Source organism: Fodinibius sp. GM108 (assembly GCF_058386985.1).
This window is the reverse complement of record NZ_JBYEIR010000010.1, coordinates 50,384-62,443: the sequence shown is the minus strand read 5'-3', so window position 1 is coordinate 62,443 and position 12,060 is coordinate 50,384. Positions and strand designations below refer to the sequence as shown.

Annotated in this window: 8 protein-coding genes; 6 read left to right on the top strand and 2 right to left on the bottom strand. The window is 43.7% G+C overall.

Annotated features, from left to right (window positions below):
- Positions 1-11: 11 nt before the first annotated feature.
- The 4 genes from ACT3ID_RS16555 to ACT3ID_RS16540 all read left to right on the top strand — a co-directional run bounded on the left by ACT3ID_RS16555 (position 12) and on the right by ACT3ID_RS16540 (position 3,258).
- On the top strand, positions 12-575 hold the full coding sequence (locus ACT3ID_RS16555) for a superoxide dismutase family protein (RefSeq protein WP_491543171.1): 564 nt from the start codon (positions 12-14) through the stop codon (positions 573-575).
- 339 nt (positions 576-914) lie between these two features.
- On the top strand, positions 915-1,184 hold the full coding sequence (locus ACT3ID_RS16550) for an autorepressor SdpR family transcription factor (RefSeq protein ID WP_491543170.1): 270 nt from the start codon (positions 915-917) through the stop codon (positions 1,182-1,184).
- Positions 1,181-1,840: an SdpI family protein gene (locus tag ACT3ID_RS16545; RefSeq protein ID WP_491543169.1), complete on the top strand. Its 660-nt coding sequence runs from the start codon at positions 1,181-1,183 to the stop codon at positions 1,838-1,840. Before ACT3ID_RS16550 ends, ACT3ID_RS16545 begins: the two co-directional genes overlap by 4 nt.
- Before the next feature lie 5 nt (positions 1,841-1,845).
- Positions 1,846-3,258: an alpha/beta hydrolase family protein gene (locus ACT3ID_RS16540; RefSeq protein ID WP_491543168.1), complete on the top strand. Its 1,413-nt coding sequence runs from the start codon at positions 1,846-1,848 to the stop codon at positions 3,256-3,258.
- Positions 3,259-3,388: 130 nt separating this feature from the next.
- On the opposite strand, the gene ACT3ID_RS16535 is transcribed toward ACT3ID_RS16540, so the two are convergent.
- Positions 3,389-4,858, bottom strand: coding sequence for a glycine--tRNA ligase (locus tag ACT3ID_RS16535; protein ID WP_491543167.1), 1,470 nt, complete (start codon positions 4,856-4,858; stop codon positions 3,389-3,391).
- Between the two features lie 194 nt (positions 4,859-5,052).
- Here ACT3ID_RS16535 and asd point away from each other — a divergent pair, with 194 nt between their 5' ends.
- The gene (gene asd / locus ACT3ID_RS16530; protein WP_491543166.1) at positions 5,053-6,111 is read left to right on the top strand and encodes an aspartate-semialdehyde dehydrogenase; all 1,059 of its coding nucleotides are present in this window, start codon (positions 5,053-5,055) and stop codon (positions 6,109-6,111) included.
- Positions 6,112-6,294: 183 nt separating this feature from the next.
- Here the strand turns inward: asd and ACT3ID_RS16525 are convergent, their stop codons facing one another.
- On the bottom strand, positions 6,295-6,696 hold the full coding sequence (locus ACT3ID_RS16525) for a hypothetical protein (RefSeq protein WP_491543165.1): 402 nt from the start codon (positions 6,694-6,696) through the stop codon (positions 6,295-6,297).
- A 437-nt stretch (positions 6,697-7,133) separates the two neighbouring features.
- Between ACT3ID_RS16525 and ACT3ID_RS16520 the strand changes: the two genes are divergently transcribed.
- Positions 7,134-12,008: a lamin tail domain-containing protein gene (locus tag ACT3ID_RS16520; protein ID WP_491543164.1), complete on the top strand. Its 4,875-nt coding sequence runs from the start codon at positions 7,134-7,136 to the stop codon at positions 12,006-12,008.
- Positions 12,009-12,060 lie beyond the last annotated feature (52 nt).

Here is a 12,060-nt window from a genome sequence, read left to right as displayed (position 1 = left end):
AATTATTTTCTATGACATTATTAAAAAAACTATCCACTTGTTTGCTTGTCGTTTTTATAGCGATGGGATGTGCGCAAGAACAATCTCCGGATCAAGAGATGGAGCTTGCAGAATCTCAGACTGATTTCAGCAAGGCTATCGCTGTGATTAATCCGACTGAAGGTAACTCCGTAACCGGAACGGTTACTTTTGAAGAAACTGATGAAGGTGTTCAGGTAAAGGGAGAATTTGAAGGGTTGAGTGCTGGATTACACGGCTTTCATATCCATGAGTACGGTGATTGTTCTGCCGATGATGGCACCTCTGCCGGTGGACATTATAATCCTACAAATAATGATCACGGCAGCCCCGATGCTGAGAATCGCCATGTTGGCGATATGGGGAATTTAGAAGCTGATGAAGAAGGCAATGCAACCATTGATTACGTAGATTCAATGATTGAGCTCAATGGACCGAACAGCATCATGGGCCGTGGAGTTGTTATTCATGGTGGCGAAGATGATTTTGAATCCCAGCCCTCCGGTGATGCCGGTCCACGCCTCGGTTGTGGAGTTATTGGTGTAGCTGGTGATTAAATTCAATCAAGCAGTATATAGATGGATTCCACCTCGCAGGTGGATCCATCTTTTTATTTTAATATGACGAAAGTACGTGCAATTTTACGGATCTGGAAGTGTGGGTGCTATTGTTTTCGATCCAAACCACCTGCTGGCAATTTCCCTGCCGCCACTTCGTCAGAGCCAACACTAAAGGACTTATTTAACACACTCTCTGAGGAAATCGGAAACCTACCAGGGAGAATCTGCTTCATACTTTTTGTGATTTAACTTTTTCTTCGGTCTGGCTTCTCTTATGATCATTTTTTATTGCCGATGTTTGACTTTTAATATTTAGATGATTAACTAAATATCTAAATGAATACATTATTTAAAGCATTAAACGATCCAACGCGCCGTAAAATCCTGCAGATGCTACAGGACAAGGACTTAAGTGCCGGTGAAATTGCAGAAGAATTCGACATCAGTAAACCAAGTATCTCACACCATCTTGATATTCTTAAACAGGCACGGCTGATAAGTAGTCAGCGCGAGGGTCAATTCATTCGATATTCCATTAATACCACAGTGCTCGAAGAAGCAGCCAACTGGTTTCTCGAAATCATAAATAAATCATCCTCCTCATGAATTCGCTCAAATACGCATTCAAAAAAGAATGGTATAATCTCATATTGCTGTTAGCGTCATTCTTAATTATTCCTTTTGTATGGGATCAATTGCCATCCAGAATTCCAACGCAGTGGAATTTTCAGGGAGAAATTACCGGCTATAGTAGTAAAACCTTTGGTCTTCTGTTGGTACCGGCAATAAATTTAACCGTCTACCTTGTATTGTTATACCTGCCGAAGATTGATCCCAAAAAACGAATTGAGATCGACCAAAAGCCTATTCCAATATTACGAACACTCACAGTCATTTTCCTTGTAGGAATTCACGGCTGGATTATTCTCAGTGCCCTGGGCACTGAGATGCAATCGCAAAGCTGGCTCTTTCTGGGAATGGCAGTCTTTTTTCTGGTGATAGGCAACTATCTTAGAACGATCAAACCTAACTATTTTATCGGAATACGTGTGCCATGGGCTCTTGAGGATGCCGAAAACTGGAGGAAGACCCACAGGATAGGATCTTATGTTTGGGTGGCGGGTGGACTGCTACTCCTGATCTTGTTTCCTTTTTTTCAACTGGAAACCTACAGTATTTTCTTTGGAACCGTTGTAGCAATGCTGGCTATCATTCCCACCGTATATTCTTTTTATCTATACAAAAAAGCAGATAACAACTGAAAATTATGCGAAAGCTAAGTGCATTATTCATATTTCTGATAATACTCGGTCAAACTCTGATCCTGTCAGCCCAAGATACGCTGTCGGGAGACTGGGAAGGAGCTATCAATATCCAAGACACAAAATTGACCATTATTACGCATTTTCATACTGCAGAGCAAGAACTCAAAGGAACCATTGATATTCCCCAACAGGGCGGGCAGGATATCCCGTTACAGAACATTAGTATTTCCATTCAGGATTCTGTTCAGTTTGAGTTTATGACCGGCTTGGGTATGGCAAGGTTTGAAGGAGTTGTTAAGGGAGATAGTATTACCGGCATTTTTCATCAAAATAATCAAAGCTTTCCCTTTGAGTTAAAACGGACAGAGCAATCTGACCCCGATCCTGAACCAAAAGAACAAACGGAACGTACTTATCATCAGGAAGATCTGATCATTAAGAACGATTCCATTCGGATTGGTGGCACGTTGACATTCCCCAAATCACAGGATTCGGAAAAACTAGTAATCATCATTTCGGGAAGCGGCGCCCAGGATCGAAATGGGAAACTGCAGATCACCGCGTTTGAGCCCTATGCCGCCCTTGCAGAATCATTAACCATACATGGTATAGCAGTCTTCCGATATGATGATCGAGGAGTAAATAAATCCAGCGGCAACTTTTCGGATGCCACACTCGAAGATCTCGCATCAGATGTGGAAGCTATCATCGATTATTTTAGTATTAGTGACAAACATTTATTTCCGGAAATAATTTTGCTGGGACATAGCCAGGGCGGAGCTGTTGCCGGAAAAGTGGCTAATGAAAATCGTTCGGTGGATAAACTTGTCCTGATGGCTTCGACTGGCGTTCCGCTTAAAGAGGTGCTCCGCTTTCAAGTGAAACAAGCTTTTGCTAATGCCTCCATTGATTCAGCATTAGTAGCCCAAGAGATTACCAGTCGCGAACAACTCATGAATGCAATCAGAGATCAGAAAAGTATTAAAGCTGCAAAGGAGAATTATCAACGAAAGTTTGCTTCTATACAGATTGCAGTCGGTGTCGACAGTAGCCAAGCATCATCCATGGCCAAAAATCAGGCCCAGCAATTGGCGAACTCATTTAGCAGTCCACAAATGCAGTCGCTGCTTTTTTATGATCCGACGGACGATTTGCAAAAGCTTAACATTCCCGTGCTCGTTCTATTCGGAGGTAGAGACACGCAAGTTCCAGTAGAAATGAACCGCGCGCCTATAGAGACTGCCCTGGAATCAGCTGGTATCAATTATGTCACAGAAGTTTTCCCGAACGCCAATCATCTTTTTCAAGATGCAGAAACAGGATCTGTTCAAGAATATAGTCAGTTAGATCCTGAATTTGTGGATGATTTCTTGCCGACGCTTAACGACTGGATTAATAATCCCATTCGTAAATGATTTTGTATTAGCGCCTGTCGATATTGTTCGGGAGCGGAGCTCCCTCACAACTATAGAGATCATAGTGTTGTGAGGGAGTTGTACTCCCGAACAATCAAGAAAATTTGTTTCAGCTCCCAAATTCCGGAGCTTACTCCGACCCCCAACTATCCATCTTATCGTCGATCGCTTCGCGGAGACGGCTTACCGGCACGCGATCCTGGGTCATATCATCGCGGTAACGGATTGTCACTGTATCCTCACCTTCTGATTCCACGCCGTCAAAATCAACCGTGATACAGAAAGGCGTCCCTGCTTCATCCTGGCGACGATAGCGCTTGCCGATCGATCCGGAATCATCATATAACACATTGTAATCCTCTCGCAGATCCTCGGTAATCTTATGGGCAAGATCTTGTAACTTATCTTTTTTGATCAGCGGAAAGACGCCAACTTTCGTAGGAGCAAGCTTTGGATTCATTTTCAGTACGGTACGTGTATCTCCATCCACCTCTTCCTCGCGGTAGGCATCGCAAAGCACCATCATGACCGTGCGGTCCAGCCCAATTGAGGTTTCAATTACATAGGGAATATAACTTTCTTGCTTTTGCTGATCGTAGTACTCCAGCTTCTTACCCGAATACTCCATATGCTGACTCAAATCAAAGTCGGTGCGGTTGTGTACGCCCTCAACCTCTTGCCAGCCAATAGGATATTCGTACTGAATATCGGCAGCCTGTTCGGCGTAATGAGCCAATTTATCTTCGGGATGTGGATGTATTCGCAGTTTTTCTTCGCGGATACCCAGCGTTTTATGCCATTCGGCACGTTCTTCCAGCCAGTAATCATACATCGCCTCATCGTTGCCGGGCTCAACAAAATACTGCATCTCCATCTGTTCAAATTCGCGCATCCGGAATACAAATTGTCGAGCTACCACTTCGTTACGAAATGCTTTACCAATCTGTGCGATACCAAAAGGTACTTTCTGGCGCGCCGTATCCATGACATTCCTGAAATTCACAAAAATACCCTGAGCTGTTTCAGGACGCAGATATACCGAATCTCCATCTTCGCCGGATGAGGTGGCTCCAAACTGAGTTTTAAACATCAGATTAAACTGGCGCACTGCCGTCCAGTCAAAAGCCCCCGATTCAGGCGCGCGAATTTCATTATCCATAATAATCTTATGGAGATCCTCACATATTCCTTCGCGGGATCCGGCGGTATCAAGCTGCTCCTGCAGTTCGTCGGCTTCCTCAGCCTTCCCCTTGCTGCGAAGCTTGGCAATTTCATTTTCGATCAGCATGTCAGCGCGGTAGCGCTTATTCGACTGTTTATCATCTATCATCGGATCATTAAATCCGCTTACATGCCCACTTGCCTCCCATACTTTGGGATGCATAAAGATAGCCGAATCAAGTCCCACGATATTATCATGGCGTTGAGTCATCTCTTTCCACCACATGTCGCGGATATTGCGTTTCAGTTCAACGCCCAGTGGTCCATAATCATAGACGGCTCCAAGTCCGCCATATATTTCTGATGATTGATAAATAAGTCCGCGCGCTTTTGCCAATGAGATGAGGGTATCAAGACTTTCGAGTTCGCTAACTGACATGTAGTGTACGTTGTTGTTTAAAGATGAATTTTACGATGACCAAAGATAGAAAAAAATACTGCTTTAATTAATTACGCTTTTATGCGTATTTTCAGCTTTACCGGGTGATTTCAATCTGAATTTTTAGGATAAATTACACGTTTATAACGCAAGTATTATCAATCAATAATCACAAACAATTCTTAGTTAAGTAGATGCAGTCATTTCAAGTTGGTATTCTCGGAGCAACAGGTGCAGTCGGACAAAAGTTTGTTCGTTTACTCGAAAACCATCCCTGGTTTAAAATCAAAACATTAGGTGCTTCAGAGCGATCTGCCGGAAAAAAATATAAAGATGCTGTTCACTGGATTGAATCCACAGAATTGCCTGAAGATATTGCCGAAATGGAAGTTCAGGCTTGTGAACCCGATCAGTTCGACGGTGTCGACTTTGTATTCTCGGGACTGGATTCATCCGTAGCCGAAGAGATTGAAAAGAGTTTTGCCAAAGCAGGTTTTCCGGTGATATCCAATGCCAAAAATCACCGGATGCACGATCAGGTACCGCTGTTGGTGCCAGAAGTTAATCCCGATCATATAGAATTGATCAAAAGTCAAGACTTTAGCAGTGACGGCAGCGGCTGGATTGTCACCAATCCCAATTGTGTTTCGATTCCGCTGTCGATGTCGCTAAAACCTCTGCATGATGCATTTGGAATTGATTCGGTGATCGTGACATCGATGCAATCTACTTCCGGAGCCGGATATCCCGGTGTAGCCAGCCTCGACATTGTAGCCAATGTGGTGCCTTATATCGGTGGTGAAGAACCCAAAGTGCAGACAGAGTCCACCAAAGTGCTGGGGACACTTAATAATGATTCCATTACGTTCAATGATTTTACTATTCAGGCCACGGCCGTCCGGGTACCGACTATCGAAGGACACCTGCTTTCAGTTTCAGTAAAGCTCAAGAATCCCCTGAAAAGTATTACCGAAGCTCAAAAGGTTTTTACGAACTGGAATAATCCTATTGCAGAACTGGATCTTCCCTCCTCTCCAAAAAATCCTATCAGGCTCCACACGGAAAATCGGCATCCACAGCCGCGTATGCATGCCGAGCGTGAAGGAGGAATGCAAACCGCGGTAGGCAGATTGCGTGAAGGTACTGTCATGGATCTTGGATATGTAACAATGGCCCATAACACGATCCGCGGGGCAGCCGGCGGAGCAATCCTGAATGCTGAATTACTGGCTGCAAAGGGTTATTTGGATTAGTAAATCAACCTTCAATCAGCTTTATTTATCCAATTTCCATTAAGATAATCACTTCAGGAGCACAATCTTTATTACCCGCAGATTACGCTGATGGCGCAGATTATAATATCTTTTCGGCGAAATCTGCGTGATCAGCGGGAATTAAAAAGATTTTGATCAGTATTACTCACACCTCCTGAAAATCTATCCATCTTCTCCATTCATCTGATCAAGCTTATGCTCAGAATGATACATTCGCGCCGTTGAAATTACTTTTTCGGCTTCCTCTCTATGTTTGCGTTTCACCTTAAGCTCGCATGTAGCCTGTTCACTGCCAGGCAGATCCTCAAATACACGCATTGACGTAGCCTCCAAAATTACCCTGCCACTGAACCATCCTTTTTTAAAACGTATGGAGTCCAGATCCTCATAACGAAGTATCTTCGTCTGCACTCCCGAGCTGATAACTCCCAGAATAGCATCCTTGGTTTCAAACTCTAGCTCGATACCTTCTTCACGCAATTTTAAAAGCCCCTTGGCTACCTGAAATCCATGATTAACATTTGGTATTTCAAAAGGTATTGACTGGCCGGTGGAGTAATTCATTCAGGTATTTTTTTAAGATTGCAGCATTTTATAATCAGTATATAAAAATAATTTAAAAAATTTTGTAAGGATTCCCCTTCGCAACGGTCATACTAACAGAAGCGCGTAAAAGCGTATAAGCCGTTGAAAAGAGAGCAAACCAAATGTCCTTCCAGGGTGGGCCAGTGGATAACTGGTTCACCTTATTTTTTGTGATGATATTTGCTTAAATGTTTAGGAGTGTTAGCCATTTCTTTCCTCACTTATAGATGTAGGGCTAATAAAATCACGCGCCAAATTCATCAGACTCTCCCAATAGCGGGCGGGACGGAGGTGGCGTCTTAGTGGTAAAGAAACCGATTTCTTGCTAATTCGGAATCAAATCAGTAGCCTTTCAATATATTTTATCGGCCTTAGTGCGAGTGATGAGGCTCAATTATTTTCGGGGATACTTCATTATGAGATACGCACCAGCTAGTTTACTCCTGCTACTGGGGATGTTCTTCAGTACTTCACTTTTTGCCCAAACTATCATTATTGATGATGATTTCAGCGACGGAGATTTTACAAACAATCCCACTTGGACCGACCACGGATCCAAACACGTTGTAAACAGCAGCAATCTACTCCAGCTGGATGCCCCTTCTGAATCGAGTGAGGCAGTAATCACAACAGAATCAACGGCTGCTTATGGAGAATGGGAAGCTCTTATTGAGCTTAATTTTAATCCTTCGGGCAGTAATTTGTCCAGATTTTATATCATTTCTGATGTCGAAAATATGAAAGGAGATGTACAGGGATATTATATACAGATAGGTGGTACTGATGATGAAGTGAGTTTGTATCGACAGGATGACTCCGGCACAACCGAAATCATCGACGGTACGGACGATCTGGTTAATTCAAGCTCTGTGAGCGTTCGGGTTCGGGCCACACGTGATCTTGACGGTAACTGGGAATTATATGCCGATCCGACCGGCGGAAATTCTTTTACTCCACAGGGTACGGTTACAGACGATACTTATTCTATCAGTAACTATATTGGACTGTTCAGTGACTATACCAGCACCCGTTCTGATCTGTTTGCCTACGATGACATTACCGTGACGAAAATTACGCCTCCGCTTGCCATTCAAAATATCGATGTTATTGACAATCAAACAATCGATGTTGTTTTCAATTTAGAAATTGGTCCCGCCAGTATTACAACCTCTGACTTTGAACTGAACAATGGGGTTGGCAATCCCGATGCAGTTAGTCTGTCCGAACCCAACGTGGTTAGATTGGAGTACAATTCGCCCGTTTCCAGTGGAAGATATACTCTTACTGTAAATAATATTGATGATATCGATGGCAACACAATCGATCACAATACTACAGTAACCTTTAATCTCTTTGGTACTTTTGAGGATGGTGATATCATCATCAACGAATTTATGTACAATGAGCCAGATGGACTGGAAGAATATGTTGAGATCAAGAATACCAGTAATAAATATCTAAATCTTGCCGACTGGCAAATCGCTGATAATAACAGTAGTTCTTCTCTCAGTGCGAACCTTGTTCCCATCGATTCTAATGAACTTTTAGTTCTCTCTGCTGATACGACAGCCCTCTTTAATACATTTGGTAATCGGAATTATCACCAAGTCAGTTTACCCGCTTTGAATAATAATACGGATGCCGTTCAATTAATCACTAATGCCGGCAGCCTGGCTGATTCTCTCACCTATACCTCCGACTGGGGCGGATCGGATGTGGCGCTCGAGCGCCGATCGTCTGATGTGGCTCCTACATTCCGGGAAAACTGGGGCAGTTCTCCCAACTCTGATGGCGGGACACCCGGGGCTCCAAACGAAGTTGCTGCCGACAATACCGCTCCGGAACTGCTCGCTGTCGAAATACCATCCAAGCAAACACTTCAAATCATATTTGATGAGCGGGTCGGCAATGCAGGAACCTATGCCATCAGCAATGCAAGCATAGCTGCTGTCAATCAACCGGCAGCCGACACAGTTAAACTTACCCTGGGATCAAATCTGCAAAATGCACAGGAATACATCCTTTCCATAACAGGTACTAAGGATATTTTTGGCAACACAATTAGTTCTGTCGATACTTCATTTATATTCTATGAACCTTCTCCTGTCGATTCAGGTGATGTAGCCATCAATGAATTCATGTACGATCCGTCCCCTGCCAGTTCAGAATATGTGGAACTTTACAACCACTCCGACAAATCGCTGGATCTACAGGGCTGGACGCTGAGCGATAACCGGGAATCGTTTGAAGAGACCATTACAAATAGCAAATTTATTGTCCCACCCGACAGCTTTGTTGTAATTGCTCCAGATAATACAATCGAAGAAGAATATCCGAATATCATGCTGCTCACGATGAGCAGCTTTCCCGCTTTAAATAACGGCGGCGATCAAATTGTTATCAGAGATCAAAATGGCTCTTTGCTCGATTCACTGCAGTACAACTCAGGCTGGGGCGGAGACGAAATGGCTCTGGAACGCAGAAGTATTGATGTTAAAAGCACCTATCAAAGCAACTGGGGCAATGCTCCCAATAGTTTTGGGACTCCGGGTTCAAGTAATACAATAGAACCGGATCAGGCACCTCCCACCGTCGAAACATTTTCCATCAAAAGCAGCACTGAAATTCTCGTCATTTTTTCGGAGCAACTGAACACCGGTATCGGACAAGACAAATCAAATTATACATTGTCCGATGGTCCTGATATTGACAACGCTCAAATTTCCGCACCCGAAAGCGTGCTTTTAACGCTTGAAAGATCTCTTCAGGATTCTAAGACCTATACTCTCTCCATTGAGAATATCACTGATATTTTTGGCAACAGTATTGCTCCTTTTGATACCTCATTTACATTTTATAATCCCACTCCTGTTGAACCTGTCGATATTGCCATAAACGAGTTCATGTACATACCCTCACCGACAAGTTCGGAATACATTGAACTCTATAATCATTCCGACAAATCGCTGGATCTGCAAGGCTGGACGCTAAGCGATAACCGTGAAACTTTTGAAAAAACGATCACATCTGATCAAATTATTTTGCCGCCCGACAACTTTATTGTAATTGCTCCGGATAATACCATAGAAGAAGATCACTCCAATATCTCACTGATCTCCATGAGCGACTTCCCCGCTCTCAATAATGGCGGTGACCAAATTATCATTCGAGATCAAAATGGCACTTTACTTGACTCCCTTCAGTACAATTCAAGTTGGGGTGGCAACGAAATAGCTCTGGAGCGGAGATCGATAACCATATTGCCAACATTCTCGGAAAATTGGGGTGAAGCTCCCAATGGATTTGGAACTCCGGGTAAGGAAAATCAGATTAAACCGGATGAAACCCCTCCTTCGCTTACAGATCTCGAAATAGAAAATGCCACGACGCTAAAACTTATTTTCTCAGAAAACATTGATCCAGCATCGGCCACCGATAATCAGCATTACCAAATTACTCCCGATCGGGATCTGCAGCTAATTTCCGCACACAAAGATACGGTTACCCTGTTTTTGGATGAACAACTCACTTCCGGTGAAACGTATGAAATAGCCATATCCGGCATTGCTGATATTTTTGGCAATACGATGTCTGAAACAAAAACTGAGGAGGAATACCTAAAGATTGAAGATCCTGATTATGGCGATATTGTGATTAATGAATTTCTATATAATCCCGGATCCAATGGTGCAGATTTTGTAGAACTGTACAACCGAAGTAATAAAAATGTAGATCTTAGCAATTGGATTATTGGTGATACAAGTACAGAAACATCCATATCAAAAAACATTCAGCTGCGGGCAAAAAGTTATGTTGTACTTACCGGCAGTAGTACACTGCGCCGGTTGAATAACAATGTTTATACCATAAGCGGCTTTCCTGCACTGAACAATAATACGCCCGATGCCATATATCTTCGTTCTGGATCGGGACTAACTGTTGATTCGCTGCATTATCACCAAAATTGGGGCGGTAATACAGAAGGAACCTCACTGGAACGGCGGGATCCGTTGGGAGCATCCAATGATGCTTCAAACTGGCAAACTAACACTTCGGAAAATGGTCACTCGGCGGGCACAAAAAATATAACCTTTCAGGAAGATTCAGATCCACCCGAAGTCATTTTCTCCAAAGTGCTGCCCGATGGAGATATCCACGTACAATTCAGCGAATTCATCAGATTGACAGAAGAAACCAGGTTTTTTTCTGGTGATCAGGAGTTACAGGTTGCCCGGTTCGACTCTACCAATGCAAATATCATCATATTGGCTCCGAAATCTGCACAAAAAAGCGCGACCAACAATACCGCTATCACTATTCAAAATATCAGCGATGTCAAAGGAAATGTAACCTCCAGTTCTGAAGTTTCTCTCTCACAGCCTGTTGAACCGTCCGATCTGGTGATCAATGAGATCATGTTTAACCCGCTGGCCGATTCTGATGATAACCAACCGGATCAAAGCGAGTATATTGAGCTGCGTAACACACGCGACTATGCTGTTTCACTGGAAGGCGTTGTTTTGCACGACGCTCCTGATGAAAATGGCGATGTGAGCGCACTGCATCCGGTATCTACCACAGCAAAGTGGGTGCCGCCTGAAGGACAAGTGCTTTTTTATGCCGATGGCGCTGCCGCTTTTGAAGAAAGTAAAATTGCGACTTTCTTCGAGCTCAGTTCCTCTGATCAACAATCTGTTATGCGAATAGATCGCTCTACGCTGAGTCTGGCTTCTTCCGGTGATGCTATCTATCTCGCGGACAGCACCGGGGCTGTAGTCGACTCCGTTTTTTACGACGAGGCGTGGCATAACCCCAATATCATAGATACGCGAGGTATCGCCCTCGAACGTGTAGCTCCCGACGGGCCCAGTAATGATGAATCGAACTGGGGCTCCAGCGTGAACGAAAAAGGGGGAACGCCAAACAGTGAAAACTCTATCTATCAAAAGAGCAGTGAGCAGATGCAGGAAAAAGGCATCAGCTTTACACCCAATCCTTTTTCTCCCGACGATGACGGCCACGAAGATAACCTTTTTATCAATTATAAACTTGATCATCAGGATTACCTTATTGATGTGCAGATTTACGACCGCTACGGAAGACCTGTCCGTGAGCTGGCGGATGGGAAACAAGCCGGTTTCGAAGGACAGCTGATCTGGGACGGACGCAAAGATGACGGAAGCAGAAATCGAATCGGTATTTACATCGTTGTTTTTGAAGCCTATGACAGCAGCTCCGGCAGCGATCAAGCTTTTAAAGAAACGGTCGTTCTGGCTCGCAGGTTAAATTAAAACACGTGATTCCATTAGGAATTACGAGCGGATAATCTTTTCTTATTTGGTA

Bases quoted from the DNA above. Each gene is read 5' to 3' on its own strand.
- ACT3ID_RS16555 (WP_491543171.1), top strand. From the start codon at position 12: ATGACATTATTAAAAAAACTATCCACTTGTTTGCTTGTCGTTTTTATA.
- ACT3ID_RS16520 (WP_491543164.1), top strand. From the start codon at position 7,134: ATGAGATACGCACCAGCTAGTTTACTCCTGCTACTGGGGATGTTCTTC.
- ACT3ID_RS16540 (WP_491543168.1), top strand. From the start codon at position 1,846: ATGCGAAAGCTAAGTGCATTATTCATATTTCTGATAATACTCGGTCAA.
- ACT3ID_RS16545 (WP_491543169.1), top strand. From the start codon at position 1,181: ATGAATTCGCTCAAATACGCATTCAAAAAAGAATGGTATAATCTCATA.
- asd (WP_491543166.1), top strand. From the start codon at position 5,053: ATGCAGTCATTTCAAGTTGGTATTCTCGGAGCAACAGGTGCAGTCGGA.
- ACT3ID_RS16525 (WP_491543165.1), bottom strand. From the start codon at position 6,696: ATGAATTACTCCACCGGCCAGTCAATACCTTTTGAAATACCAAATGTT.
- ACT3ID_RS16535 (WP_491543167.1), bottom strand. From the start codon at position 4,858: ATGTCAGTTAGCGAACTCGAAAGTCTTGATACCCTCATCTCATTGGCA.
- ACT3ID_RS16550 (WP_491543170.1), top strand. From the start codon at position 915: ATGAATACATTATTTAAAGCATTAAACGATCCAACGCGCCGTAAAATC.